Annotated in this window: 30 protein-coding genes; 21 read left to right on the top strand and 9 right to left on the bottom strand. The window is 63.6% G+C overall.

Annotated elements, in window-relative coordinates; genetic code table 11:
* Window positions 1–116 precede the first annotated feature (116 nt).
* Both AB5Y93_RS21055 and AB5Y93_RS21050 read left to right on the top strand, forming a co-directional pair.
* Complete coding sequence (locus tag AB5Y93_RS21055; RefSeq protein WP_368230389.1) at window positions 117–509, top strand: multidrug efflux SMR transporter; 393 nt, start codon at window positions 117–119, stop codon at window positions 507–509.
* On the top strand, window positions 497–817 hold the full coding sequence (locus tag AB5Y93_RS21050) for an SMR family transporter (protein WP_052815233.1): 321 nt from the start codon (window positions 497–499) through the stop codon (window positions 815–817). Before AB5Y93_RS21055 ends, AB5Y93_RS21050 begins: the two co-directional genes overlap by 13 nt.
* Window positions 818–906: 89 nt before the next feature.
* Here AB5Y93_RS21050 and AB5Y93_RS21045 read toward each other — a convergent pair whose 3' ends face one another.
* The 3 genes from AB5Y93_RS21045 to hrpB form a co-directional block, all read right to left on the bottom strand.
* Complete coding sequence (locus tag AB5Y93_RS21045; RefSeq protein WP_201969761.1) at window positions 907–1,308, bottom strand: VOC family protein; 402 nt, start codon at window positions 1,306–1,308, stop codon at window positions 907–909.
* 42 nt (window positions 1,309–1,350) lie between these two features.
* Window positions 1,351–3,672, bottom strand: a complete 2,322-nt coding sequence (mrcB, locus tag AB5Y93_RS21040; protein WP_010675566.1) for a penicillin-binding protein 1B — start codon at window positions 3,670–3,672, stop codon at window positions 1,351–1,353.
* A 123-nt stretch (window positions 3,673–3,795) separates the two neighbouring features.
* Complete coding sequence (gene hrpB, locus AB5Y93_RS21035) at window positions 3,796–6,249, bottom strand: ATP-dependent helicase HrpB (RefSeq protein WP_368230402.1); 2,454 nt, start codon at window positions 6,247–6,249, stop codon at window positions 3,796–3,798.
* Between the two features lie 184 nt (window positions 6,250–6,433).
* Here hrpB and thpR point away from each other — a divergent pair, with 184 nt between their 5' ends.
* The 9 genes from thpR to AB5Y93_RS20990 all read left to right on the top strand — a co-directional run bounded on the left by thpR (window position 6,434) and on the right by AB5Y93_RS20990 (window position 13,529).
* Entirely contained in the window at window positions 6,434–6,979 is a 546-nt protein-coding gene (gene thpR / locus AB5Y93_RS21030; protein WP_039040852.1) for an RNA 2',3'-cyclic phosphodiesterase, read from the top strand.
* Window positions 6,976–7,719, top strand: a complete 744-nt coding sequence (gene sfsA, locus AB5Y93_RS21025; RefSeq protein ID WP_368230387.1) for a DNA/RNA nuclease SfsA — start codon at window positions 6,976–6,978, stop codon at window positions 7,717–7,719. The genes thpR and sfsA overlap by 4 nt, the downstream gene beginning before the upstream one ends.
* Window positions 7,720–7,838: 119 nt before the next feature.
* Window positions 7,839–8,288, top strand: coding sequence for an RNA polymerase-binding protein DksA (dksA, locus tag AB5Y93_RS21020; protein WP_029314801.1), 450 nt, complete (start codon window positions 7,839–7,841; stop codon window positions 8,286–8,288).
* A 109-nt stretch (window positions 8,289–8,397) separates the two neighbouring features.
* Window positions 8,398–9,297 (top strand): tRNA glutamyl-Q(34) synthetase GluQRS, encoded by a 900-nt coding sequence (gene gluQRS, locus AB5Y93_RS21015; protein ID WP_368230385.1) that lies wholly within the window; start codon window positions 8,398–8,400, stop codon window positions 9,295–9,297.
* A gap of 100 nt (window positions 9,298–9,397) precedes the next feature.
* A complete protein-coding gene (gene pcnB / locus AB5Y93_RS21010) occupies window positions 9,398–10,888 on the top strand; it encodes a polynucleotide adenylyltransferase PcnB (protein ID WP_041211098.1) in 1,491 nt (496 codons plus the stop codon).
* A 10-nt stretch (window positions 10,889–10,898) separates the two neighbouring features.
* Window positions 10,899–11,396, top strand: coding sequence for a 2-amino-4-hydroxy-6-hydroxymethyldihydropteridine diphosphokinase (gene folK / locus AB5Y93_RS21005; RefSeq protein ID WP_221436562.1), 498 nt, complete (start codon window positions 10,899–10,901; stop codon window positions 11,394–11,396).
* 20 nt (window positions 11,397–11,416) lie between these two features.
* Window positions 11,417–12,211: a 3-methyl-2-oxobutanoate hydroxymethyltransferase gene (gene panB, locus AB5Y93_RS21000; protein ID WP_042864977.1), complete on the top strand. Its 795-nt coding sequence runs from the start codon at window positions 11,417–11,419 to the stop codon at window positions 12,209–12,211.
* Between the two features lie 95 nt (window positions 12,212–12,306).
* Window positions 12,307–13,161 (top strand): pantoate--beta-alanine ligase, encoded by an 855-nt coding sequence (gene panC, locus AB5Y93_RS20995; protein WP_319907602.1) that lies wholly within the window; start codon window positions 12,307–12,309, stop codon window positions 13,159–13,161.
* 20 nt (window positions 13,162–13,181) lie between these two features.
* Complete coding sequence (locus AB5Y93_RS20990; RefSeq protein ID WP_010675576.1) at window positions 13,182–13,529, top strand: putative quinol monooxygenase; 348 nt, start codon at window positions 13,182–13,184, stop codon at window positions 13,527–13,529.
* Between the two features lie 60 nt (window positions 13,530–13,589).
* On the opposite strand, the gene AB5Y93_RS20985 is transcribed toward AB5Y93_RS20990, so the two are convergent.
* The 3 genes from AB5Y93_RS20985 to hpt form a co-directional block, all read right to left on the bottom strand.
* Window positions 13,590–14,363, bottom strand: coding sequence for an ABC transporter permease (locus tag AB5Y93_RS20985; protein WP_010675577.1), 774 nt, complete (start codon window positions 14,361–14,363; stop codon window positions 13,590–13,592).
* Window positions 14,360–15,277: an ABC transporter ATP-binding protein gene (locus tag AB5Y93_RS20980; RefSeq protein WP_039040845.1), complete on the bottom strand. Its 918-nt coding sequence runs from the start codon at window positions 15,275–15,277 to the stop codon at window positions 14,360–14,362. The genes AB5Y93_RS20985 and AB5Y93_RS20980 overlap by 4 nt, the downstream gene beginning before the upstream one ends.
* A 112-nt stretch (window positions 15,278–15,389) precedes the next feature.
* Window positions 15,390–15,920, bottom strand: a complete 531-nt coding sequence (hpt, locus tag AB5Y93_RS20975) for a hypoxanthine phosphoribosyltransferase (RefSeq protein WP_010675579.1) — start codon at window positions 15,918–15,920, stop codon at window positions 15,390–15,392.
* 201 nt (window positions 15,921–16,121) lie between these two features.
* Between hpt and AB5Y93_RS20970 the strand changes: the two genes are divergently transcribed.
* Window positions 16,122–16,736, top strand: coding sequence for a TetR/AcrR family transcriptional regulator (locus AB5Y93_RS20970; protein WP_029314803.1), 615 nt, complete (start codon window positions 16,122–16,124; stop codon window positions 16,734–16,736).
* A 64-nt stretch (window positions 16,737–16,800) separates the two neighbouring features.
* On the opposite strand, the gene AB5Y93_RS20965 is transcribed toward AB5Y93_RS20970, so the two are convergent.
* Together AB5Y93_RS20965 and mpl are read right to left on the bottom strand one after the other, a co-directional pair.
* Entirely contained in the window at window positions 16,801–17,412 is a 612-nt protein-coding gene (locus tag AB5Y93_RS20965) for a flavin prenyltransferase UbiX (RefSeq protein WP_042016310.1), read from the bottom strand.
* Window positions 17,409–18,779 carry a UDP-N-acetylmuramate:L-alanyl-gamma-D-glutamyl-meso-diaminopimelate ligase gene (gene mpl, locus AB5Y93_RS20960; protein ID WP_039040843.1) on the bottom strand — a complete coding sequence of 457 codons (1,371 nt, stop codon included), beginning with the start codon at window positions 18,777–18,779 and terminating at the stop codon, window positions 17,409–17,411. The genes AB5Y93_RS20965 and mpl overlap by 4 nt, the downstream gene beginning before the upstream one ends.
* A gap of 233 nt (window positions 18,780–19,012) precedes the next feature.
* On the opposite strand from mpl, the gene ppa reads away from it, so the two are divergent.
* Window positions 19,013–19,543: an inorganic diphosphatase gene (ppa, locus tag AB5Y93_RS20955; RefSeq protein ID WP_042656625.1), complete on the top strand. Its 531-nt coding sequence runs from the start codon at window positions 19,013–19,015 to the stop codon at window positions 19,541–19,543.
* Between the two features lie 25 nt (window positions 19,544–19,568).
* Here the strand turns inward: ppa and AB5Y93_RS20950 are convergent, their stop codons facing one another.
* A complete protein-coding gene (locus AB5Y93_RS20950) occupies window positions 19,569–19,919 on the bottom strand; it encodes a hypothetical protein (RefSeq protein WP_010675583.1) in 351 nt (116 codons plus the stop codon).
* Between the two features lie 123 nt (window positions 19,920–20,042).
* Here AB5Y93_RS20950 and AB5Y93_RS20945 point away from each other — a divergent pair, with 123 nt between their 5' ends.
* The 8 genes from AB5Y93_RS20945 to AB5Y93_RS20910 all read left to right on the top strand — a co-directional run bounded on the left by AB5Y93_RS20945 (window position 20,043) and on the right by AB5Y93_RS20910 (window position 26,115).
* The gene (locus AB5Y93_RS20945) at window positions 20,043–20,921 is read left to right on the top strand and encodes a hypothetical protein (RefSeq protein WP_010675584.1); all 879 of its coding nucleotides are present in this window, start codon (window positions 20,043–20,045) and stop codon (window positions 20,919–20,921) included.
* 204 nt (window positions 20,922–21,125) lie between these two features.
* Complete coding sequence (locus AB5Y93_RS20940) at window positions 21,126–21,668, top strand: YtfJ family protein (RefSeq protein WP_010675585.1); 543 nt, start codon at window positions 21,126–21,128, stop codon at window positions 21,666–21,668.
* Between the two features lie 43 nt (window positions 21,669–21,711).
* Complete coding sequence (locus AB5Y93_RS20935) at window positions 21,712–22,002, top strand: hypothetical protein (protein WP_368230382.1); 291 nt, start codon at window positions 21,712–21,714, stop codon at window positions 22,000–22,002.
* Between the two features lie 36 nt (window positions 22,003–22,038).
* Window positions 22,039–22,641, top strand: a complete 603-nt coding sequence (locus tag AB5Y93_RS20930) for a DUF2796 domain-containing protein (RefSeq protein ID WP_319882432.1) — start codon at window positions 22,039–22,041, stop codon at window positions 22,639–22,641.
* Between the two features lie 4 nt (window positions 22,642–22,645).
* The gene (locus AB5Y93_RS20925; protein WP_368230380.1) at window positions 22,646–23,332 is read left to right on the top strand and encodes an ABC transporter ATP-binding protein; all 687 of its coding nucleotides are present in this window, start codon (window positions 22,646–22,648) and stop codon (window positions 23,330–23,332) included.
* A 58-nt stretch (window positions 23,333–23,390) separates the two neighbouring features.
* The gene (locus tag AB5Y93_RS20920) at window positions 23,391–24,638 is read left to right on the top strand and encodes an ABC transporter permease (RefSeq protein ID WP_368230378.1); all 1,248 of its coding nucleotides are present in this window, start codon (window positions 23,391–23,393) and stop codon (window positions 24,636–24,638) included.
* Window positions 24,639–24,669: 31 nt separating this feature from the next.
* A complete protein-coding gene (locus tag AB5Y93_RS20915; protein WP_010675589.1) occupies window positions 24,670–25,146 on the top strand; it encodes a DUF3299 domain-containing protein in 477 nt (158 codons plus the stop codon).
* Window positions 25,147–25,266: 120 nt separating this feature from the next.
* Window positions 25,267–26,115: a TIGR03899 family protein gene (locus tag AB5Y93_RS20910; RefSeq protein WP_041213881.1), complete on the top strand. Its 849-nt coding sequence runs from the start codon at window positions 25,267–25,269 to the stop codon at window positions 26,113–26,115.
* Window positions 26,116–26,150: the final 35 nt, after the last annotated feature.

The raw sequence follows: 26,150 nt of genomic DNA, 5'->3' as shown, positions 1-26,150 counted from the left end.
CCCTGGCCCGCCCCCAAGGCAAACAGGCAGCGACAGCTTTCTCGACGCTCAGCGATAACCTTGCCCGTTTCGGGTGCCGTTATCCTCTCTTCGTCGCAGCAACAGAAGGAAACTGCATGTCATCCCGTCCCCTGCTTTTGGCCCGCCTCTTCCTGACGGGGGCCATCCTGACCGAGGTCGCCGGCACCTCCTCCATGGCCCTGATCCCAAAGAGCGAGAGCGGCTGGATCCACTATCTGCCGATGTGGATCCTCATCACCCTCTCCTACCTGCTGCTCGCCAAGGCCGCCAGGACAATCTCCATTGGTATCGCGTTTGCGCTGTGGGAAGGGCTGGGGATCGCCCTCATCACCGCCGTCTCCGTCCTGTTCCTCGGCTACGAGCTGAGCATTCAGGAGTGGATCGGACTGGCGCTGGCCATAGTGGGGATTGTCATGGTGACCCTGGGCGAGACCCATGATGCACCAGCCCCCACCCGCCAGAGGAGCGAAGCCCCATGCACCCGTTGATCATCGTACTGGGCGCCGCCCTGCTGGATATCGGCGCCAACATGGCAATCAACCGCTCCATCGGTTTTCGTGACAAGGGGTGGGGCGTCCTCGGCATTCTGCTGGTGCTCTGTGCCTTCACTCTGCTCAGCGAGGCGGTCAGTACCGGCAAGATCGATCTGGCCGTGGCCTATGCCACCTGGGGCGCCATCGGCATCCTGGGCACCGCCCTCGGGGGCCTGCTGCTGTTCGGCGAACGCCTCAGACCCGTCGGCTGGCTCGGCATGGTGGTGATGGCGGTGGCGGTCGCCCTGCTGACCACAGCATGATCCCCTCTCCAACCCCATGAAAAAAGCCGCCCTGTTCCCAGGGCGGCCTTTTCATGGTCAAACCGATCACCCAGATTGCAACAGGCAGCCTAACTCGCTGCCTCGTACAGCTCCAGCGGCAGGCCGTCGGGGTCGGCGAAGAAGGTAAAGCGCTTGCTGGTCAGCTCGTCCACCCGCACCGGCTCCACTTCCACCCCGTGCTGCTCCAGGTGGGCGATGACCCGGTCGAGATCCGCCACCCGAAACGCCAGGTGGCGCAACCCGCACGCCTCCGGCCGGGAGGGGCGCGGTGGCGGCGTCGGGAAGCTGAACAGCTCCAGCTGGCTGCCGTCCGGCAGCGCCAGATCCAGCTTCCACGACTGACGCTCGGCCCGCAGGGTCTCGGCAATGATGGGCAACCCCAGCACCTGGTGATAGAAGTGGCGCGAGCGCGGATAGTCGCTGGCGATGATGGCCACGTGATGGATGGCCTCAAACAGGGGATGGGTCATGGCAATCCTTGCAAAACGGGCAGCCTGCGCTGCCCGTCTTCGTCAGTTGAAGAAACCGTTGAACCAGTTGTCCAGGGCATTCGCCGGGTCCGAGACCGGGCTGGCACAGCTCATGGGCTCGGCCAGACCGGCCAGCTTGGCCGGCACCTGGAGACTGCCGGGACAATCGCTGGCCACCCGGGCACCGCTCGAGCGGGAGAAGTTGGCCCAGCTCACCCCTTCGGGCATCTTCAGCCCCAGGCTGTTGACCCCTCGCTGGCTCATGTAGCCGCTGAACAGCTGCAAGGCGCCACTGGCACCGGTCAAGCCGGCCGGGGTGTTGTCGTCACGGCCGACCCAGACGCTCACCAGCTCGTTGTTGTCCATCCCGGCAAACCAGGAGTCACGCAGCTCGTTGGTGGTACCGGTCTTGGCGGCCATGGTGGCCCCGGGGAACTTGGCACCGAGCGCACGGGCCGTCCCCTGGCTCACCGTCTTGGTCATGGCGAACAGAGTCAGCCAGCTTGCCTGGGGATCCGTCACCCGCTTGGCCGCCTCGTCATGCTGGTAGAGCTGGCGCCCCTCGCCATTCACCACGGCCCGGATGGCCGACAGGGGCTGGGTCAACCCCTGGTTGGCAATGGGCAGGTACATCTGGTTCACCTCCATGGGCGAGAGCGCCACCGCCCCCAGCACCAGGGACGGATAGGGCTGGATCTCCTGCTGCACCCCCAGCTTGTGCAGGGTGTCCACCACCTTGTCCAGGCCTATCTGCATCCCGAGGTTGACGGTCGGCACGTTGAGGGAGCTGGCGAGCGCCTCCATCAGGGGCACGCTCTGGCGGAACTTGCGGTCGTAGTTCTGCGGCGTCCAGATCTGGCCATCCTGGCCGCGAATCCGGATCGGCTGATCTTTAAGCGGCGTGCCCAGGGTCAGGCCGTTGGAGAGGCCGGTCAGGTAGACCGCCGGTTTGACCAGGGAGCCAATCTGACGGCGGGCATCCAGCGCCCGGTTGAAGCCCGCGTAGCGGGGATCCCGTCCCCCCACCATGGCGACCACCTCGCCCTTGTGCCAGTCGGAGACCACCATGGCCGCCTCCAGCTTCTTCTTGCCACGCTGCTTCTCGATGGTGGCCAGACCCGACTCCACCGCCTGCTCGGCGGCGTGCTGGGCGATGGGATCCAGACTGGTGAAGATCTTGAGGCCGGACTGCTTGAGCAGATCCGGGCCGAAGCGGTTCTGGATCTCCCGCTTGAGCAGCCCCATGAAGGCCGGAGTACGGCCATAGCTCATCTGGCCGCGGGCGATGATGCCAAGGGGCTGCTTGCTGGCCAGGTCATACTCGGCCTGGGTCAGGCTGCCGTGATCCGCCAGCAGTTTCAGCACCAGATCCCGGCGCGCCTTGGCCCGGTCCGGGAAGCGCCAGGGATCGTAATAGGAGGGGCCCTTCACCATGCCCACCAGCAGGGCCACCTGATCGATGTCCAGCTCGTTGACCGGAATACCGAAGTAGAAGTAGGAGGCGAGCCCGAAGCCGTAGACCCCCTGGGAGAAGTTCTGCCCCAGATAGACCTCGTTGAGGTAGGCCTCCAGGATCTCGTCCTTGCTGTAGCGGTAGTCGATGAGCACCGCCATGTAGGCTTCCTGCAGTTTGCGCCACAGGCTGCGCTCACGGGTCAGGAAGAAGTTCTTGGCGAGCTGCTGGGTGAGCGTACTGCCCCCCTGCACGGTGCGCCCCGCCAGCAGGTTGGCTGCCATGGCGCGCATGATGGCCACCGGCGAGACGCCGCCGTGCTGGTAGAAGTCCCTGTCTTCCGTGGTGAGCAGCGTCACCAGCAGGCTGTCCGGCACCTCGGAAAGACGTACCAGCAGGCGGTCTTCCCGATCCTCGGTGTTGAGGCGATCGAGCAGCACCGGGTCCATCTGGGCATAGCCGAGCTGGCGCTGGTTCTCCAGGGACTGGATCCCCTCGAGGCGCGCCCCGTTGAAGGTGAGGCGCAGGCCACGGGCACCGTCGGCACCGTCGTGGAACTCGAACGGCCGGCGCACCAGCTCGATGCGATTGCCGCTCACCGCGTACTCACCCGGGGTATGGGGCTGACGCACCTGCTTGTAGCTCAGCATGTTGAGCTCGCGCAGCATCTGGGTCTGGGAGAGCCGCTGGCTGGGATAGAGCTCCAGCGGGCGGCTGTAGACCATCACCGGCAACTGCCACTTCTCGCCGTCGAAGCGCTCGCGCACCTTGGTGTCGAGATAGATGCCAAACACCACCATGAAGGCCGCCACCACCAGAGAGAGCTTGAAGCCCAGCCAGAACAGGGTGCGCCAGATGGTGCGTTTGGGCGCCGCCTTCTTGGGCGTGCGCTTGCGTCGTTGGGTTGCCATAAATCCTCTTGTCGTTCTCTTCGCCATCCCGCTGATGCGAGCGGCCTGCGATGCCTGTTGTGGAGGGGGACTGTGCCACCGCCATCTTGTTCTGATCGTACCGACCGATCACTGTCCCGTCGGCTACTCCTGCAATCCCATCTTCTTCTTGGTCACCCGGGTCGGCATCGCCTCCAGCGGGTTGTCCGGCCAGTAGTGACGGGGGTAGCGCCCCTTCATCTCTTTTTTCACCTGCTCATAGGATCCCGCCCAGAAGGCGGCGAGATCCGCGGTGATCTGCAAGGGGCGCTGGGCCGGGGAGAGCAGCTCCACCACCAGGGGGACCCGGCCATCGGCCACGCATGGGGTGGCGCCCAGCCCGAACATCTCCTGGATGCGCACCGGGATCGCCGGCGCCTGACCCGGCTGGTAGCGGATCCGCACCCGGCTGCCGGTCGGTGCGGTGAAGTGGCTCGGCAGCGCCTCGTCCAGCCGCCTTGGCAGGGGCCAGGGCAGAGACTGGCGCAGGATGTCGCTCATGTCGAGCCGCTTCAACTGCTCCAGCCGGGTCATGCCGCTCACCGCCGGCAGCAGCCACTGCTCGAGGTCGGCCAGCAGGCTCTCCTCATCCATGGCGGGCCAGGCTTCGTCGGGCAGCCAGTCGCGGGCGCAGCGCAAGCGGGCCAGCAGCCCCTCGCTGCTCTCGTCCCAGGGCAGCACGTGCAGCCCCTTGCGCCGAATGCCTTGCAGCAGGCAGCGCCCCTTCTGTTCATCGGAGAGATCCGTCAACGGCCGCTGGCCGAGCACCAGCTCGCCGAGCACCTGCTGGCGCTCCGCACGCACCCGTTCCTCCCGATCGTCCCAGTCGAACCACTGGCGCTCGCCGACCAGCTCGGGCAGCTGGCGCACCAGCTCATCCAGCACCACCGGCTCGGCGATGAAGATACGGCTGCCGCGCTCGTTCTGACCCATTTCGACGGCCACGATGGCCCCCTGCCCCTGGCAGGGATGCCCTTCTACCAGATCGCAGCTCACCCCGCCACTGAGCTGATAACGGCTGCCACTGCGCAGCTTGCCGATGCGATCGGGCCAGGCGAGGGCGCACAGCAACCCCAGCCATTGACCCTGCGGGCTGCTTGCCCGCACGCCGAGCCGCTCGAACCAGCGGGCCGCCCCCTGGCGCAGGGCGCCCTGACGGCGGTGGAACAGCACGGACAGGCGCTCCGATCCTCGCAGATCTTCTTCCAGCAGCGCCACCAGGAAAGCCGCATCGGCGACAATCCCTGTCAGACCCTCGGATTCCAGCTCCCGGGCCCGCAGCAACATGCGGGCGAGGCGGGGATGGGTGCCGAAGGCCGCCATGGCACGGCCTGCCGGGGTAAGTTGTTGCTCACCCTCCGGGGCCATGGCGCCCAGGGCCACCAGCAACCGCCGGGCGCTGGCCACGGCGGCAGGGGGCGGCATGTCCAGCAGGGGCAGCGCCTCCACCCGGGCCCCCCACTGGGCGGCGTCCATCAGCAGGCCGGTGAGCTCTTGCGTCAGGATGTCGGGGGGACTCTGCTCGGCGAGGCGCTCCTGCACCTCGCAGCTCCAGAGCCGGTAGCAGACGCCGGGGCCAAGCCGCCCTGCCCGCCCCGCCCGCTGGGTGGCGGAGGCTTTGGCGATGGGCCGGGTCTCCAGCCGGGTAACGCCGCTCTTGATATCGAAGGTGGCGCGCCGCTCCAATCCGCTATCGATGACCACGGAGATCCCCTCGATGGTGAGGGAGGTCTCCGCCACGTTGGTGGTGAGCACCAGCTTGCGGCGACCCGCAGGCGCAGGCTCGATGGCCGCTTGCTGGGCCGCGAGGTCAAGACGGCCATAGAGGGGAGCCAGGGTCACATCCCCTGGCAACCGCCCTTCCAACCACTGTGCCAGCCGCTCTATCTCCCCCTGTCCCGGCAGGAACACCAGGGCACTGCCAGCCTGACTGGCGAGCGCCTCCAGCACCACAGCGCCGACCTGGGGTTCCAGCCACAGCTGACGGTTGGCGGGGCGATAGTGGTACTCGATGGGAAAGCCGCGCCCCTCGGAGCGCACCACGGGGGCACCTGGCAGCAGGCGCTCCAGGGCCATGCCATCCAGAGTGGCGGACATCACCAGCAGCTTGAGATCATCGCGCAACCCCTGCTGGCTTTCGATGGCGAAGGCCAGCGCGGTATCGGCGTGCAGGCTGCGCTCGTGGAACTCGTCAAAGATGACGAGCGACACGCCGCTGAGCTCAGGATCCTGCTGCAGCATCCGGGTCAGCACCCCCTCGGTCACGATCTCTAGCCGGGTCTGGCTGCTGGTGCGGCTCTCCCCGCGCACTCGCAGGCCGATGCGCTCGCCCACCTTCTCCCCCAGCTGACGCGCGAGGAAGCTCGCGATGTTGCGCGCCGCGAGGCGCCTGGGCTCCAGCATGATGATGCGCCCGGGCAGCCGGTGCTGGCGCACCAGCTCCAGGGGCAGCAGGGTCGATTTGCCAGCGCCGGGGGGCGCCTGCAGGATCACGCTGGTATGGCTGTCGAGGGCTGCAAAGAGTTCGGGCAACACCGGGACGATGGGGAGGGAAGACAAAGCGATGGGCACCTTCTGTGACACTTCTGAAAAGGGGTCCATTCTGCCACAGCCTCCCGGCCATCGTAAGCGCCCCTGCCGGGCAGGGGCAGGAAGCGTCAGGTGCAACACGGCAAGACATCCCGGGAGCGGCTGCCATAGAATGGCCCTTATCCGATGCCCATCACGAGGACCAACACGCCGCATGCCCAAACTCTTCTTTGCCCTGCCCCTGCCAGAGCTTGCCCCCGAGCTTGCGACCTGGCGAGACCAGCGCCCCTGGCCCGGCCAACCGGTGCCCGAGAGCAACCTGCACCTGACCCTGGCCTTTCTCGGGGAGGCCGACGAAACGACCCAGGCTCGCCTGATCGCGGCCGCCGAGCGACAGCACTGCCCCCCTTTCAGCGTCCATCTGGATCAGACCGGCTGGTTTCAGCGCGCCAAAGCCGCCTGGGTGGGACCCGGTGAGTGGCCGAACGAGCTGACCGTGCTCGCGAGGGCACTGCGCCGCCACGGTGAAAAACTCGGGCTGGGCAACGGCGAGCAGGGCTATCGCCCCCACGTCACCCTGTCGCGCAAGGCGGGCGAGGCCCCCGGCGAGCTGCCTGCGCCGGATTTTCTGCTCAGGGCCGATCGCTTCTGCCTCTATCAATCCGTCAGCACGCCGGACGGCGTCCACTACGAACCGCTCGCCTGCTGGCCCCTGCGGGCCCGCGTCAAAAACCCGCACCGCGAGGAGCTCACCCCATGATCTTCGATCCCCCCCTGCAGTCCGGGCAGCTGATCTCCCGCTACAAGCGCTTCCTGACGGATGTCGCGCTCGACAACGGCGAGGTGCTCACCATCCACTGCGCCAATACCGGTGCCATGACCGGCTGCGCCCTGCCGGGCACCCGGGTCTGGTACTCCACATCCGACAACCCCAAGCGCAAGCTGCCAAACAGTTGGGAAATCGCCGAGAGCCCGGCGGGTCACTTCATCTGCGTCAACACGGCCCGTGCCAACCAGATCGCCCGAGAGCTCATCGAACAGGGCGCTCTCGCTCCCCTGGCAGGCTATGCCAGACTGCGCACCGAAGTGAAATACGGGGAAGAGAACAGCCGCATCGACCTGCTGCTGGAAGATGACCACAGACCGGATTGTTACATCGAGGTGAAATCCGTCACCCTGCTCGACGAGCGGGAGCAACCCGGCATGGGGTACTTCCCCGATGCGGTCACCACCCGCGGCGCCAAGCACTTGCGTGAATTGATGGCCATGAAGGCGGCAGGGCACCGGGCCGTGCTGCTGTTCATGGTATTGCACTCCGGCATCGCGAGAATGCGCCCTGCAGCCCATATCGATCCGCACTATAGTCAGCTTGTTGAACAGGCGATGGCGGCAGGGGTTGAAATTTTATGCTATCGCCCCCATGTTGGGGTGCAGGGCATGGTGGCTCAGGATTTTATCCCATTTGAATCTGACCATATGCTACCCGAGGGCAGAGAATAAATGCAGAAGTGGGTAACATTATTGATAAGGCTTGTTTGCCTCCCGTTGACCCTTCTGCTATAGATGTCGCCCTCAATTTATGGATGGCACGGGTAGCGTGCTGAATTAGGAGACAGGGCATGCCAACAGGCGAAAACAGGAAATCTCTGGGCCCCCTGGCCATTGCGGGTGTAGAGCCTTACCAGATGAAAGCCGGTGAGGAGTACATGAATGACCAACAGAAGGTACATTTTCGCAAGATCCTGGGAGCCTGGCGCAACCAACTGATGCAGGAAGTTGACCGCACCGTCGACCACATGAAGGATGAGGCTGCCAACTTCCCGGATCCCGTGGATCGCGCCGCGCAAGAAGAAGAGTTTGCTCTCGAACTGCGCACCCGCGACCGTGAACGCAAGCTGATCAAGAAGATCGAGAAAACCTTGCTGCTGCTCGAAGAAGATGACTTCGGTTACTGCGAGCATTGCGGCATCGAGATCGGCATCCGCCGTCTGGAAGCCCGTCCGACCGCAGACCTCTGCGTGGACTGCAAGACGCTGGCCGAGATCAAGGAAAAACAGATGGCTGGCTGATGCCGCCCATCCACAGAAACGAAAAGGGAGCCCAGGCTCCCTTTTTTATTGAGCTTTTGGCCGGGCCGTCCCAGAATGCAGCCTCAATGCATCGCCTACCCGAATTGCCATGGTCATGACATCCCCCTCCCGACGCCCCTATGTGGGCCGCTTCGCCCCCTCACCGTCCGGCCCGCTCCACTTCGGCTCCCTGGTCGCCGCCCTTGGCAGCTTCTTGCAGGCCAGGGCGCAGCAGGGACGCTGGCTGGTGCGCATCGAAGACATCGACCCCCCGCGGGAGATGCCGGGAGCGGCTGACCTTATCCTCACCACCCTGGAGGCACACGGTCTTGGCTGGGATGGGGAGGTGATGTTCCAGAGCGCGCGCCATGGCCGCTATGACGAGATCATCGATCAGCTCTATCGGGCCGGGGATCTCTACTGGTGCTACTGTACCCGACGCGAAATCATGGCCGCAGGGGGGTTCTACAACGGTCATTGCCGCACCCTGGGGCTGACCGCCGAGGGGTGTGCCGCCCGTTTGCGCCAGCACCACCCGGTCTATCGGTTCGAGGATGCGCTTCAGGGAGAGATCACCGTCCCCGCGGCGCTGGCGGAGGAGGACTTCATCGTGCGCCGCCGGGACGGGCTCTACGCCTACAACCTGGCGGTGGTCGTAGATGACATGGACAGCGGCATCACCGAGATCGTCCGCGGCGCCGATCTGCTGGAGCCCACTGTGCGCCAGATTGCCCTCTACCAGACCCTGGGGGCAGAGGTGCCCGCCTGGGTGCACTTGCCGCTGGCGGTGCAAGCGGATGGCAACAAGCTCTCCAAGCAGAACCATGCGCCGGCGCTGTCGCAGGACGAGGTACGACCGGCCCTGTGGCAGGCGCTGCACTTTCTCGGTCAGTGCCCGCCGCCCGAGCTGATGGCGAGTCGGATCGACGAGATCATAGGCTGGGGCATCGCCCACTGGCAGCTGGTCCGGGTGCCCCGCCAGCAGAAGATCCCGCAAGGGCAAAGCTAGCCCCGGCTGCATTTCTTGCCCCAAAAGGACCAATCAAGGGGAAGCAGGCCACACCGTTTCTCATTTGGTTGGGGCTGAGCTATGATAGGCCGCTATTTTTTTGGCCTCCCGTCAATTTGAAGTCATAACGAGGTGTACCATTTTTTCCCAGATCGCAAACTTTTGCCGCAAAGTGCTCGGCAAGGAAGACGGCGAGCAGTCGGTGGAGTCCCCCATTCCGGCACGTGTCGCCGGACAGCGCCGTACCTTGAGCCGTGACCAGCACCCGATTTCGCGCAAAGAGATCAGCGAGAATGCCCTCAAGGTGCTCTATCGCCTGAACAAGGGGGGCTATGAGGCCTACCTGGTCGGCGGCGGCGTCCGTGACCTGCTGCTCGGGAAGACCCCCAAGGATTTCGACATCGCCACTGACGCAACGCCGGAGCAGATCAAGGCACTGTTCAGCAACTGCCGCCTGATTGGCCGCCGTTTCCGCCTGGCCCACATCGTCTTTGGTCGTGACGTGATCGAAGTGGCCACCTTCCGGGGTCACCACCATCAGGTCAATACCAGCAAGCATGTGTCGGCCCAGTCCGATGAAGGCATGCTGCTGCGGGACAACGTCTACGGCACCATCGAAGAGGATGCCGAGCGTCGCGACTTTACCGTCAACGCCCTCTACTACAGCGCCAAGGATTTCACCCTGCACGATTTCGAGGGTGGGCTGGAAGACCTGGCCGCGCGCAGACTGGAGCTGATTGGCGACCCCGAGACCCGCTACCGGGAAGATCCGGTGCGGATGCTGCGCGCCGTGCGCTTCGCCGCCAAGCTCGACATGACCATCAGCCCGCGCACCGCCGCGCCCATCCGGGAGCTGGCCCCGCTGCTGCAGGACATCCCGGCCGCCCGCCTGTTCGAGGAGACCCTCAAGCTGTTCCTGGCGGGGGATGGGCTGGCCACCTACAAGCTGCTGCGGGAATACGGGCTGTTCCAGCCGCTGTTCCCCCAGGTAGCCGCCCTGTTCACGCCCCACGGCAACTCGCCCTACGAGCAGTTCATCGAGCAGGCGCTGATGGACACCGATGCCCGGGTCCGTGAAGAGAAGCGCGTCACCCCCGCCTTCCTCTACGCCACCCTGCTGTGGGGTGCCGTCGAGGCCCGCGGCCGCGTGCTGGAAAACGAGAGCGGCCTGCCCTGGTACGATGCCTTCATGCTGGCCATCAACGAGGTGCTGGACAACCAGGTGCGGATCATCGCCGTGCCGCGCCGCTTCACCACGGACGTGCGCGACATCTGGGCCCTGCAACAGCGCCTGACCCGCCGCCAGGGCAAGCACCCCGAGCGCGCCATGGAACACCCGAAATTCCGTGCGGCCTTCGACTTCCTGTTGCTGCGCAACCGGGTCGAGCGCGGCCTCGGCGAGCTGGCGAGCTGGTGGGAGCGCTATGTGGCCTCCAACCCGGATGTGCGCCCGCAACTGCAACGGGAGGCGACCCGCCGCCCGGCGAGCGGCGAGCGCGCCGACTCCCGCAGCGGTGATGGCGAGAAGCGCAGCGGCAATGGCCGCAACCGCCGTCGCCCCCGTCGCCGCAAGCCGAAGTCTGCAGAGTAAGGATCCGCCGATGATCGAGGTCTTCGTCGCCATCGGCTCCAACCTGGCCGACCCCCTCGGCCAGGCTCGTCGCGCCATCGCCGCGCTGGCAACCCTGCCCGAGTCCGAGCTGCTGCAGACCTCCCACCTTTACGGCAGCCGCCCCATGGGCCCTGCGGATCAGCCGGACTACGTCAATGCCGTGGCGCACCTTGCCACCCGCCTCAGCCCCCTGGCGCTGCTGGACGAACTGCAGCGCATCGAGCAGGCACAGGGGCGAGTGCGCAAGGATGAGCGCTGGGGCCCTCGTACCCTGGATCTCGATCTGCTGCTGTACGGTGACGAAGTCATCCGACATGAGCGCCTGACGGTGCCTCACTATGGCATGAAGGAGCGGGAGTTCGTCCTGCTGCCCCTTGCCGAGATAGCCCCCTCCCTGGTGCTGCCCTGCGGCACCCCGCTCACCGAACTGGTTGCCCGCTGCCCGCGCAATGGACTCGCGATCCTGACTGGTGCAGCAGGCGAGTAGAGAAGAGTAGGAACAACGTAATGAGCAAGATCACCATTACCCACCTGCAGAAGATGAAGCAGGACGGACAGAAAATCACCGCCATCACCGCCTATGACGCCACCTTCGCCAAGCTGTTCGACGACGAGGGCGCCCAGGTGCTGCTCATCGGCGACTCCCTCGGCATGGTATTGCAGGGCGGAGACGACACCCTGGCGGTCAGCATGGACGAGATGGTCTATCACACCCGCTGCGTGGTGCGCGGTACCACCAATGCCCTGGTGGTGACCGACATGCCGTTCATGAGCTACGCCACCCCAGAGCAGACCTACCAGAACGCGGCGCGCCTGATGGCGGCCGGTGCCCGCATGGTGAAGATGGAAGGGGGGGACTGGCTGTGCGACTCCATCCGCCACCTGACCCGTAATGGGGTGCCGGTGTGCGGCCATCTCGGCCTGACCCCGCAATCCGTCCACGTGTTTGGCGGCTTCAAGGTGCAGGGGCGCGACGAATTCCACGCCCAGGAGATCTACCGCCAGGCACTGGAGCTGCAAGCGGCCGGCATCCAGTTGCTGGTGCTCGAGTGCGTGCCCGTCTCTCTGGCAGAGCGCATCACCAAGGCGCTGCGCATTCCGGTGATCGGCATCGGTGCCGGCCCTGCCACCGACGGCCAGATCCTGGTGATGCACGATGCCTTCGGCATCACCTCGGGTTATGTGCCCAAGTTCACCAAGAACTTCCTGGCCGAGACCGGTGACATGCGTGCCGCCATTCGTCTCTACGTGCAGCAGGTGAGCGAGGGGACCTTCCCCGGCCCCGAGCACTGCTTCAACTGACTTTCTGTCGTCATGAGCGCGGGGGCCTGTGCCCCCGTCTCGCCCTCCCCCTGACGACCCCCTCTTTTATTGATTCATCTGAAGGTGAACTGACGATGTTGGTTGTGAACAATCCCGCCGCGCTGCGCGAGCAGATCGGTCAATGGCATCGCGAAGGCCGCGCCATCGCATTCGTGCCCACCATGGGCAATCTGCATCAGGGTCATCTCACCCTGGTCGAGGAGGCCCGCCGCCATGGCGACAAGGTGGTGGTCAGCATCTTTGTGAACCCCTTGCAGTTCGACAAGGCCGAGGATCTCGCCAACTACCCCCGCACCCTGGAGCAGGATTGCGCCGCCCTGGAGGACGCCGGTGTGGACCTGGTCTTCACCCCGACGCCGGAGATCATGTATCCCCAGGGGCTCGCCAGCCAGACCTTCGTCGAGGTGCCCGGCATCTCCAGCCTGCTGGAAGGGGCACTGCGTCCGGGACATTTTCGCGGGGTCAGCACCGTGGTCACCAAGCTGTTCAATCTGGTACAGCCGAACGTGGCCTGCTTTGGCGAGAAGGATTACCAGCAGCTCGCGCTCATTCGCAAGATGGTGGCCGACATGGCCATGCCCATCGAGATCGTGGGCGTGCCGACCGTGCGGGCCGAAGACGGGCTGGCCCTCTCTTCGCGCAACGGCTATCTGACCGCTGCCGAACGGGCCATCGCCCCCGAGCTCGCGCGCACCATGAACTGGATTGCCGGGCAGATTGAAGCGGGGAACAGTCACCTCCCCTCCCTGGTTGCCCAGGCCAGCCAGCGCCTCGACAACGCGGGATTCAGGACGGATGCCATCGACATCGTCGATGCCGACACCCTGGAATCCGCCAGCGCCGAGAGCCAGCGCCTGGTGATCCTGATGGCCGCCTATCTGGGCAAGGCCCGCCTCATCGACAACCGGGTCGTCGCCCTGAGGGGTTGAGACACGGCAAGGAGACCACGATGTCCAAGAAGGTTTACTGCATCGCCCAGTTCCAACCCAAGCCGGGCCAGGAGCAGGCCCTGTTCCGCGTCCTGCAAGGGCTCGAACCCGACACCCTGCGTGAAGATGGCTGCCTGCAGTACATCGTCACCCGCCACATCCAGAGCCCCTTTGCCGAGGGGGAGAGCTTCCCCATCGTCTTCAACGAGATCTGGCGCGACATGGCGAGCTTCGAGGCCCACTGCCAGCGCGCCGGTATCAAGGCCTTCTTCGAGCGCTACTGCCTCGCGGATGATGGCCTCGCGGCCAAGTGGAACGTCTGCGTCTACAGCGACGAGCCCGCGGACTACGATGCCCCGGCCCTCTGAGGCCGAAACGTGCAAATAAAAAGGCGCCCGAGGGCGCCTTTTTGCTGGCGGGTGTGCGCCTCAGTGGCGCAGACCGGTGCCGCGGGAGATGAGCCACCAGGCCATCCCGTAGAGCACCAGGATGAAGCCGATGATGATGAGATAGGCGGTGCCGAGGGGCACGTCGGAGATCCCGAGGAAGCCGTAGCGGAACGCGTTCACCATGTAGATGATGGGGTTCACCTGGGAAACCCCCTGCCAGAACGGCGGCAGCAGGGTGATGGAGTAGAAGACGCCCCCCAGATAGGTCAGGGGAGTCAGGATGAAGGTCGGGATGATGCTGATGTCATCGAACGACTTCGCGAACACCGCGTTGATGAGTCCCCCCAGGGAGAAGAGGATGGAGGTGAGCAGCACGGTCACGCAGACGCTGAACAGGTGATGGATCTGCAGCGGCACGAAGAACAGCGACACCAGGGTGACGATGAGGCCGACACAGAGGCCGCGCGCCACACCACCGCCCACATACCCCGCGATGATGATGTAGTTGGGCACCGGCGCCACCAGCAGCTCCTCCACGTTGCGCTGGAACTTGGCGCTGTAGAAGGAGGAGGCGACGTTGGAGTAGGAGTTGGTGATGACCGACATCATGATGAGGCCGGGCACGATGAACTCCATGTAGCTGAAGCCACCCATGTCACCGATGCGCGAGCCGATGAGGTTGCCGAAGATGACGAAGTAGAGGCTCATGGTGATGGCGGGCGGCACCAGGGTCTGGATCCAGATCCGGGTGAAGCGGCTCACTTCCTTGGCCAGAATGCTCTTGAAGGCGATGTAATAGGTCATGGGGTTCATGCTTTGCGACCCTCCTCTACCAGATTGACGAACAGCTCTTCCAGCCGGTTCGCCTTGTTGCGCATGCTGAGCACCTTCACCCCCTGGGCGGAGAGCTGCTCGAACAGGCTGTTGAGGGACTGGCTCTTCTCCAGCTCCACTTCCAGGGTGTTCTCATCCTGCATCCGGCCGTTGAACTCGGGCAAGGCCGGTACGGTGGAACCCGGCACCAGATCCAGCAGGAAGGTCTCGCGACCCAGCTTGCCGAGCAGGCTCTTCATGCTGGTGTTCTCGATGAGACGGCCCTTGTCGATGATGCCGATGTTGCGGCACAGCATCTCGGCCTCTTCCAGGTAGTGGGTGGTCAGGATGATGGTCACCCCCTGCTCGTTGAGATCCTTGAGGAAACTCCACATGGAACGGCGGATCTCGATGTCCACCCCGGCGGTCGGCTCATCCAGGATCAGCAGCTTGGGCTCATGCATCAGGGCGCGGGCAATCATCAACCGGCGCTTCATGCCACCGGAGAGAGTGCGGGCCGCCATGTCGCGCTTGTCCCACAGATCGAGCTGGCGCAGGTACTTCTCGGCGCGCACCTTGGCCTCGGCCCGCGGCACTCCATAGAAACCGGCCTGGTGAGTCACTATCTGGCTCACCTTCTCGAACTGGCTGAAGTTGAACTCCTGGGGCACCAGGCCGAGCTGGGACTTGGCCAGCTCCAGATCGGTATCGATGTCATGACCGAATACCTTCACCTTGCCGGCACTCTTGTTGACCAGTGAGCTGATCACGCCGATGGTGGTGGATTTGCCCGCCCCGTTGGGACCGAGCAGGGCGAAGAAATCCCCCTGTTTGACGGTGAGATCGATGCCCTTGAGGGCTTCGACGCCCCCCTGATAGGTCTTCTTCAGACCGCTGATTTCCAATGCGTTCATTGCAACCCCTGTGATGGATGAGCCCATCTCGAGACAGAAAAGGCGGCTGTGACGCCGCCTGAAGACAGTCGATGGCGGGCCGGCCAGCCTGCCTTGCTACTTCGGACCCGGCTTACTCTTGCGGTACCACCTTGCCAATGAAAGGCAGGTTACGGTACTTCTGGGCGTAGTCAATGCCACAGCCCACCACGAACTCGTCCGGGATGGAGAAGCCAAGCCAGTCCACCGGCACCTGAACCTCGCGGCGGGACGGTTTGTCCAGCAGGGTGCAGATGGCCAGGGATTTCGGCTCGCGCAGGGAGAGGATCTCGCGCACCTTGTTGAGGGTGTAACCGGTGTCGATGATGTCCTCGACGATCACCACGTCCTTGCCTTTGATGTCGTCATCCAGATCCTTGAGGATGCGCACGTCACGGGTGCTGTGCATGCCGGAGCCATAGCTGGAGGCAGTCATAAAGTCCAGGGTGATGGGCAACTGGCACTGACGGCAGAGATCAGCCAGGAAGACGCAGGAGCCGCGCAACAGGCCGATCATGACCACTTCCTCGGAGCCCTGGTAACGGGCGGTAATCTCTTCACCCAGCGTGGCGATCCGGGCTGCAACCTCGGCCTCGGGGATCATCACCTCGACAATGTGTTTCATCACATACTCCAATAAAGACCAAAGGGTTATTGGCCGTTCATTAACGTCAAAACCGAGGATTCTACCACTCCAACCAGTGGGCGTCAGGCATACGTGATGCTTTTATCGGCTTATTTTAATTGATAGAGTTAGCAAGCCTTCGGGCATTATCGGTGACAATACTATAAACACCATAATCAATAACTATTAGATGAAAAAACTATGGAACCACGCGCAGAAATAAGACGTCGAACCCGGCTTTCGCCGGAGGCTCGCCGTGATCAATTGATGGAGTGTGCCGTCGAGGTATTTTCCCGTCGCGGCATCGGCCGTGCGGGGCATGCCGAGATAGCCGAACAGGCAAAGGTCTCGGTTGCGACCGTTTTTAACTATTTCAATACTCGTGAAGATCTGGTCGACGAAGTGCTGACAGAAATCGAAGCCTTCGTACAGCAGATCCTCGAACAGGCCTACAACGGTCAGGGCTCCGCCAGGGAGAGCATTCACCGCCACGTGAAGCTGTTCGTTGACGCCGCCTATGACAAGCCCGATCACGCCAGCATCTGGCTGGAGTGGAGCTCCTCGGTGCGGGAAGAAGTGTGGCCTCGCTACACCCGGCTGCTGGACAAGGCGCTGGAGCGCATTGCCCCCCACCTGCAACGGGCCATCGACAACGGCGAGATTCAGAGCGTGCTGTCGGCGCAGGATCTGGCCCGCTCCCTGACCGGTTTTGGCTATGTGATGATGCAGATGATCAATCAGCCGCAGCGTCCGAGCCGGGAAGAGGTGACGGATTTCCTGTTCAAGTACGTGACGGCCCCCATCCAGGCCAGCTGACTCGTGCAGATGTTGACAAAGCGGCGNCAGCCCGGCGCCGCTTTTTTGTCCGCTCCCCGCCGTATCAGTGGTTTGCATAACCCCAGCGACTGGTCAACTCATGCTCGACACCCAAGTGGTCGAGGATGCGGGCGACCATGAAGTCCACCAGATCTTCGATGCTTTTGGGTTCATGGTAGAACCCTGGCGCCGCCGGCATGATGGTCACGCCAAGACGGGCAAGCTTGAGCATGTTCTCCAGATGGATCGCCGAGAAGGGGCTCTCCCGGGGCACCAGAATCAGCTGGCCCCGCTCCTTGATCACCACGTCCGCCGCGCGCTCCAGCAGGTTGTCCGAGGTGCCGTTGGCAATGGCCGAGACGGTGCCCATGGAGCAGGGGCAGACCACCATCTGTTTGGGGGCCGCCGAGCCGGAAGCCACCGGCGAGAACCACTCCTCCTTGCCGCAGGCGACGATCTGACCCTCTTTGGCACCATATTGGCGACAGAGGTACGCCGACAGCTCCCTGGGAGAGCCCGGCCAATCCTGCTGCTGCTCGGTCTTGAGCACAACCCTGGCCGCCGAGGAGGCGAGCAGGAAGACCCGATAGTCCGCCTGCACCAGGCATTCCAGCAGGCGCAGGGCATAGGGGGCGCCGGAGGCGCCGGTCAGCGCCAGGGTGATGGCCTTGTTCATGATGCGCTCTGCAGCTCCTTGAGGCGGGCGATCAGCTTGTCGTGAATGCCGCCGAACCCGCCGTTGCTCATGATCAGAATATGATCCCCTGGGCGGCTCTCGGCCACCAGGGCGCCAATCAGGGCATCAAGGGCCTCGAATACCCGGGCAGGCCGGGTCATGTGGGCCGTCACCTCCCCCAGATCCCAGCCGATGTTGGGGGGCTGGAAGAAGAACACCTCGTCGGCACCGTCGAAGCAACCGGCCAGCTCCTCCTTGTGAACCCCGAGCTTCATGGTGTTGGAGCGGGGCTCCAGCACTGCCAGGATGCGGGCCTTGCCCACCTTGGCGCGCAGTCCACCCAGGGTGGTCTCGATGGCGGTGGGGTGGTGGGCGAAGTCGTCATAGACGCTGATGCCGGCCACTTCCCCTTTCAGCTCCATGCGCCGCTTGGGGGACTTGAACTGGCAGAGGGCGTTGATCCCGTGCTCCACCATGACACCGGCATGACGGGCGGCGGCGATGGCCATCAGACCGTTGTTGACGTTGTGCTCTCCGATGCACTCCCAGTGCACCTCCCCCTGCTTGACCCCATCCAGCCACACCTCGAAGGCGGAGCCGTCGTCCGCCAGCTTGACCGCCTTCCACTTGGCGTCGTCCTGACCAACCAGCTCCACCTCGCTCCAGCAGCCCATCTCGCGCACGGCGGTAAGGTTGTCATCGCCTTTGGGGAAGAGCACCCGGCCGTTGCTCGGCACGGTGCGCATCAGGTGGTGGAACTGGCGCTGGATGGCGGCGAGATCCGGGAAGATGTCCGCGTGGTCGAACTCCAGGTTGTTCATCACCAGGGTGCGCGGGTGATAGTGGACAAACTTGGATCGCTTGTCGAAGAAGGCGCAATCATATTCGTCCGCTTCAATCACAAAGAAGGGAGCCGAGCCGAGACGGGCGGAAACCGGGAAGTTGCCCGGCACGCCGCCGATGAGGAAACCGGGTTCCAGCTTGGCATACTCCAGCACCCAGGCCAGCATGCTGGCGGTGGTGGTCTTGCCATGGGTGCCCGCGACGGCCAGCACCCAGCGATCTTTCAGCACGTGCTCCAGCAGCCACTGGGGGCCGGAGATATAGGGCAGATTGCGGTCCAGCACATATTCCACACAGGGGTTGCCACGGCTCATGGCATTGCCGATCACCACCAGATCCGGCGCCGGATCGAGCTGGGAGGGGTCGTAGCCTTCGGTCAGTTCGATGCCCTGTTGCTCGAGCTGGGTGCTCATGGGGGGATAGACGTTGGCGTCGGAGCCGGTCACCCGATAGCCAAGCTGTTTTGCCAACACCGCCAGACCACCCATGAAGGTGCCGCAGATCCCGAGAATGTGAATGTGCATACCGCTGCCTTTTCCAGTAAAGGGAGTGCGCATTCTAGGGTCTGTTGACCCGGTGGCACAAGCCGCGCCCATGGGGAGCGAAGGCATCGGCGCCCGCAGACGACAGAAATCGGGCAAGCGCGGGTAAAAGCCACCCTCCAGCACGCCACCCGGCCCTTGAAATATGGTCATTTGACGGGACATCGCTATAATGTCGGCCTGCAAACTTGACTCCAACACTCAAAGGAAACGTCATGAGCCTGAACCTGGTACCGGCCGGCAAGAGCCTGCCTGACGACATCTACGTCATCATCGAAATCCCGCAGAACGCCGACCCGATCAAATACGAAGTCGACAAGGACAGCGGCGCCATCTTCGTTGACCGTTTCATGTCCACCCCGATGTTCTACCCGTGCAACTACGGTTACGTGAACGCCACTCTGTCCCTGGACGGGGATCCGGTCGACGTGCTGGTTCCGACTCCCTACCCGCTGCTGGCCGGCTCCGTCATCCGCTGCCGCCCGGTCGGTGTGCTGAAGATGACCGACGAATCTGGCGAAGACGCCAAGATCGTGGCCGTTCCCCACTCCAAGCTGACCAAGCAGTACGATCACATCCAGGATGTGAACGATCTGCCCGAGCTGCTGAAAGCCCAGATCCAGCACTTCTTCGAGCGCTACAAAGAGCTGGAGGCGGGCAAGTGGGTCAAGGTGGAAGGTTGGGGCGACAAGGTCGCTGCCGAAGCCGAAATCAAGACCTCTGCCGAGCGTTACGCTGCAAAATAAGCGTATTCCTCGCAAAAAAGGCGCCTTATGGCGCCTTTTTTATTGGTCGTTGCGGGGACGCTCCGGGGGGATCCCCCTGGATATAGAGGTCGCGCCCGTTTTGCCGATAGGGGCGGTAATAGTCATCACCGCAGCGATATTCCTGACCGGCACCTCCCACCAGATCGCAGTTGACCGGCAGCACCTCCAGCCACTTGATGGCCTGCTGGAAGCGCAGCCACTCCTGCCATTCATGCTCCCGGGCCAGTTGATCCCGCAGGGCGAAGGTATCCGCGCTGGACAATCCCTGATTGACGATGACCTGCCCCGCCAGCGCCGGCGTGGCCACCAATATCAGCAGAAACCGTGAAACAAGCTTCATGATGATTTCCCCCATGACTTATTTCCTGAATTAAATTTAAAGTCAGATCAGATAATTACCAATATATCTGTCACCAGACCAATCCAAATGCCGGTCACTCACCTAGTTGTTTATTATCAACCCAGGCGGAGGCGCACCATGAAACTGGCACAAGGCTTTCTGTGCAGTCTGCTCTTCGGCACCATGGCGCAGGCCAACGAGATCAACCTGAGCTGGCAGTGGCAATCTGCGGATGGTCAGCAAAAGCACCTGCAATTGACGGCGGATGAGCGCACCTTTTCAGCCAGCCGTCACGAGATGACACAGCTCGACACCGCCCTCAACTTCCCGCTGGAAACACTCTACTCCTACATCAGTCCGCGCCTCTACAACAGCATCAACCAGATCAACCAGCACAGCCCGGAGACGGCCACCAAGTTCCGCAACCTGGAACAGGCCTTTACCCTGCACGACAGCAGCCTCGAATCCGCCCAGTTCTGGCAGGCCTACCGGCAATATCAGGAGGACGCCTTCTACGAGATGCGGGTCCAGCCCTGCGTGCACCCGGCCAACCAGAAGCTGCCCTGTGTGCGCCCCAACTACTCCCAGCTGTTCTATCAGTTCAAGGGAGACCTCAAACCCCTGGCACAGCAGTTTTCGGCCAAGGATCTCGCCACCAGCGTCACCCTGCTGCAGGAGTGGCTGAGCGGCATCCCCACCCCGCCCGAGCAGATGGACCACTTCGCTCCGCCCTTGCAGGCCCTGCAGGACAACAAGGCCGACAGCGACGAGAAGGCGCTGCTCATGGCCAGTCTGCTGGCGGAGCTGGCGCCCCAGTACAGTCTCAGCATCATCTATCCGAACATCAGCATCGGCAGCGTCTCGCCGGCCTGGCTCGCCATCACGGCCGACAGCGGCCTTGAGGGAGACACCCTGGTGATCGGCAATCAGCGCCACGTGCTGCTCACCGGTTCTCCCCTGCTGGCCCAGCAGATGACCATGGCCCAGATTCCCTTGATCAGCGAACCGCTCTACTAGCCTCTTCTGACCATCACTTGCTTTTGATGGATGACATGCCATCCTTGCCGCCATCATTGGGGGATGGCGCCCATGTTGACAAGATCACCGTCGCACCCTGCATTATTTAACACTTTTTAAACAGATCCGATCAGTTTAGGATGTTCAGGGTCCCATTCCCTCGACCCAAAAATCGTTATAACATCACAAAGGAGTGTCATCCGGATGAAACATCTCGTGCTTACTCTGGCGCTGCTGCCAACCCTGGTCATGGCCCACAACATCAAGGAATCAACCCAGGTGCCGCTGGTCAACATCAGCGACAAGGGGGAGCTGGTGCTCAAGGAGAAGGAGATCAGCTATCAGCCCTGGCAGAGCAAGGTCCTGACCGGCAAGGTCTTCCTGATCCAGCACATTGCGGGTCGCTCCAGCGCCAAGGAGCTCAATGCCCCCATGATCGAGGCGATCAAGGCGGCCAAGCTGCCCCACGACAAGTACCAGACCGTCACCATCATCAACAGCAATGACGCCATCTGGGGCACGTCCGGTTTCGTGAAGAGCAGTGCCGAGGACAGCAAGAAGGAGTTCCCCTGGTCCGCCATGGTGCTGGATGCCAAGGGGATGGCCCGCAACGCCTGGGCGCTCACCCCGGAAAGTTCGGCCATCATACTGCTGGATAAAGAGGGCAAGGTGCTGTTTGCCAAAGATGGCCAGCTCGATGCCGCCGAGATAACCAAGGTGATGGGGCTCATCCAGTCCCATCTCTGAATCAGAGAGAAGGGCGCTGATGGCGCCCTTTCCACAAGGGTCTATGGGTCGTTCCACACTGACAATCTGGGTGTTGCTGCTGGGCTGGTTGTGGATGCAACCGGCGCTGGCACAGCACCCTCTTGAAGCTGCCCTGCCCGATCACGGTCATGCCTGCACCCTCTGCATCCTGCATCTGGATGGCAAGCTGGCACTGACGCCGACCCCCGTTCTCCCTCCCCTCTCCTCTGGCATCGACCGGTATATCGGCACTCCCCAACCGAGGGCGGCCACCGGCACCACGGGACATCGCCGTATCCGCGCCCCGCCGCCCCTTCATTGTTTCTTTTTTTGAACCAATCTTTTCTCTATTTATTCAAAAGGATTAACGATGAAAGCAGTCACCCTGTTGCTGGCCGCTGCCGCCTTCGGCGCCCAGGCCAATCACGACGAACACGAAAGCCACAGCCACGGTGCCCATGAGCACGGTCACGGCCACCTCAACCTGGTACTCGACGGCAACCAGCTGATGATCGAGTTGCAGGCCCCTGCCGCCGATCTGGTGGGCTTCGAGCATGCCGCCAACACCGATGAGGAGAAAGCACAGTATGCCAAGGCGGTGGCCCGCCTCCAGCAGCCCGACGCCCTCTTCCGTTTCGACCCGGCCGCCGGCTGCAAGCTGACCCAGCAGGAGCTGCAGGCCGCCAAGGAAGATCATGACCATGACCATGACCATGACCATGACCATGAGCACGAGCACGAGCACGACAAGGCTGATGGCGCTCACGATGAACACCATCACGACGACGCGGGCCATGCGGACATGGGGGCCATGTACACCTACACCTGCGCTACCCCGGCCAAGCTCACCGGTCTCGAGGCCACCCTGTTCAGCCTCTACCCGAGCCTGGAGAAGCTGAGCGTGCAGGGCATACTGCCCACCGGCCAGACCGCCGCCGAACTGACTCCGTCCGCCAACAAACTGGGCTGGTAACACCATGAAACATGCCGTGGTTGAGATCCGTGATCTGGCCTTTGCCTGGCCGGGTCACGAAGCAGTCCTCGATCTGCCCGCCCTTCGCATCCACGAGGGTGAGCGCGTCTTCATCAAGGGCCCATCGGGTTGTGGCAAGTCCACCCTGCTCGGGTTGCTGGCCGGTATCCAGACCGCCAACCACGGCACCCTGGAGGTGCTGGGCCAGCCCCTGGCCCGGCTTTCCGGCCGCGCCCGTGACCAGTTCCGGGCGGCCAATCTGGGGTACATCTTCCAGCAGTTCAATCTGCTGCCGTTTCTCTCGGTGCAGGACAACGTCACCGCTGCCCTCACCTTTTCACCCACCAAGCGGGCCCGCCTGACAGGGAGCCCCGAGCAGGAGGCGCGCCGCCTGCTGGCAGAACTGCAACTGCCGGATGAGGCGCTCCATCGCCCCGTCCACGCCCTCAGCATCGGCCAGCAGCAGCGAGTCGCCGCCGCCCGCGCCCTGATAGGCTCCCCTCCTCTGGTGATCGCCGACGAGCCCACCTCGGCCCTGGACACCGACAACCGGGCCGCCTTCATCCGGCTGCTGTTCGAGGAGTGCGACAAGCAGGGATCTACCCTGGTCTTCGTCAGTCACGATCCCTATCTGGAGCCCCTCTTCCCCCGGGTGGAGAACCTGCAACAGCTCAACCGGAGCGCGGCATGACCACACGCCATCATCTCGCAGCCCGTCCAGCCATCTCCCCTTCACTGCGGAGGCTTTCATGCTGAAACTCGCCCTGCAAAGTCTCTGGGCCCGTCGCCTCACCGCCGGGCTCACCCTGCTGGCCGTCGCCATCAGCGTCACCCTGCTGCTCGGGGTGGAGCGGGTGCGCAGTCAGGCACGGGACAGCTTCGCCAACACCGTCTCCGGCACCGATCTCATCGTCGGCGCCCGCTCCGGTCAGGTGAACCTGCTGCTCTATTCGGTGTTTCGCATCGGCAACCCCACCAACAACGTGGGCTGGGACTCCTACCAGGCGATCAAGACAAAGCCAGGCGTCGCCTGGACCATCCCCCTCTCCCTTGGCGACTCCCACAAGGGGTTTCGCGTGCTCGGCACCAACGGGGACTACTTCACCCACCTGAAGTACGGCCAGCAGCAGGCGCTCGTCCTGCGCGAAGGTCGCCCCTTCGAAACACCGTTTGAAGCGGTGCTGGGTGCCCAGGTGGCCGAAAAGCTCGGCTATCACCTGGATCAATCCATCGTCATCGCCCATGGCGCCGGCAACACCTCGTTCAGCCAGCATGACAACATGCCGTTCAAAGTGGTGGGGATCCTGGCCCCCACCGGCACCCCCATCGATCGCACCATTCATGTGCCGCTGGCGGGCATAGAGGCGATCCACCTGGGCTGGGACACCGGTCGTCACAGCAAGAACGTGACCCCGGAACAGGCGATGGCGCTGGATCTCACCCCCAAGACCATCACCGCCTTCATGGTGGGGCTGAGCAACCGGATCCTGGCGTTCCAGTTGCAGCGCAGCGTCAACACCTATCCCAAGGAGCCCCTGATGGCCATCCTGCCGGGAGCCGCCCTGCAGGAGCTCTGGGGGCTGATGAGCGTGGCGGAGACCGCCCTGTCGGTGATCGCGGGCTTCGTGGTGGTGGCGGGCCTCATCGGCATGCTGACCACCCTGCTCGCCGGCCTCAACGAGCGGCGCCGCGAGCTCGCCATTCTGCGCTCGCTGGGGGCGGGCCCTGCCCACCTCTTCCTGCTGCTGGCGCTGGAGGCGATGGCACTCACCACGGCGGGCATCGCCCTCGGGGTGGCCGCGCTCTATCTCGGTCAGGGGCTTGCTAGCCCCTGGCTGCTCAGCCACTATGGCCTGCAAATGAGCCTGGGTCTGCCGAGCGCCTATGAGTGGCAACTGCTGGGCCTGGTCTGGCTGGCGGGCATGGTGATCGGGCTGCTGCCTGCCGCCCGCGCTTACCGCTACAGCCTGAGCGACGGCATGAGCATTCGCGTCTGACCCGACGCATCCGACCAAGAGAGAAGAACAGATGATGAAGTGGAAAATAGTGGCGCTGCTGGCCAGCCTGCTGGTGCTGCCTGCCATGGCCGCAGATTACAAGACCATCGACTGGGATATCCTCATCCCGGAGGGGGAAAAACTGCTGCCACCGCCCCAGGTCAGCCATGATGGCGACTTCTCCTCGGTGCCACAGCCGGTGGGGGGCGTCAACAAGAAGCTGGATAATCAGGAGGTACGGATCCCCGGGTTCGTGGTGCCCCTGGAAGGGGATGCCAAGACCATCACCGCCTTCCTGCTGGTCCCCTACTTTGGCGCCTGCATTCACGTGCCGCCCCCGCCCACCAACCAGGTGATCTACGTGAGCTACCCCAAGGGGGCGCCGGTGGATGACCTCTGGGACGCCATCTGGGTCAAGGGCAAGATGCACACCGTCAGCTCCAGCCACGAGATGGCCACCGCTTCCTACTCCATGGACGCGGTCGAGGTCAGCGTCTACGAAGAGTGAGCCCCTGATGGCCTCCCCCGGGAGGCCATTTTTTATCCCGTGACGACCCCGGCAAAGGGATTGTTCATGGATCTGGTTGGAGTAACATTCACTACCAGACCTTGCCATCACGGAGCCAGCATGGCTGACCTGCCCCCCAAGAAAGAGAGTTCCATCCTGAGCAGCCAGGAGCAGACCCTGCGCCTGGCCCGCAGCCGCGGCATCGATGGCATGCTCACACGCAACAGCGACAGCACCTTCGAGCAGCGCGCCACCTTTCGCCAGTTGGCGGAGCAGGCTACCCGCCAGCGCAATCTGGAATCCATCATGGTGATGGCCGCGCGCCACTGCGAAGAGACCGCCGCCGGCGGCGAGATAGACAGCGACTGGCTCACCCGCTTCCTGCAACTGGCCGAAGACATCAGCATGACCCCCATGCAGCAGTTGTGGGGCCGCATCTTCGCCCTGGAAGTCGCCACCCCGGGCCGCTTCTCCATCCGAGCCCTCAACACCCTCAAGGAGATGACCCAGCGCGAAGCCCAGCTGTTCCAGCGCATCTGCGCCCTCTCCTGCCACTACGAGGGCAGCGACGAGCAGCGTCTGCTGCTGGGCATGCACAAGGGGGCCAGCCTGCTCAGTCGCGCCAAGGTCACCCGAATGGGGCTCGGCAAATACCGGGTGCCCTACAGCGCCCTGCTGCTGTTGTGCGATCTCGGGCTGCTGCACCGTGGCGAGCTCGAATCCGGTCCCCTGCCCGCCGACGGGGTCGAGCTGGCCTTTGGCAACCAGCGCTGGCGTCTGCGCCAACGCCAGAGCAACCTCACCCTGCTCTATTACCGGCTCACCCCCATCGGCAACGAGCTTGCCCTGCTGCTGGACGAGCCCCCCCTGGAGGAGTACCTGCAGGATCTGAAGACCCTGCTCTCCACCCACCTGCAGATAGAGACCCAGATACCGGCCCCGGTCAGCGAGCCGGATCTGCCCGCCTGAGGCTGGCGGAGGCCCAGGCCCCGCCTTGCCAAATT

The organism is Aeromonas sp. R10-1 (assembly GCF_040908465.1).
Lineage (GTDB): Bacteria > Pseudomonadota > Gammaproteobacteria > Enterobacterales > Aeromonadaceae > Aeromonas > Aeromonas caviae.
This window is presented reverse-complemented; position numbering and strand designations above follow the sequence as displayed.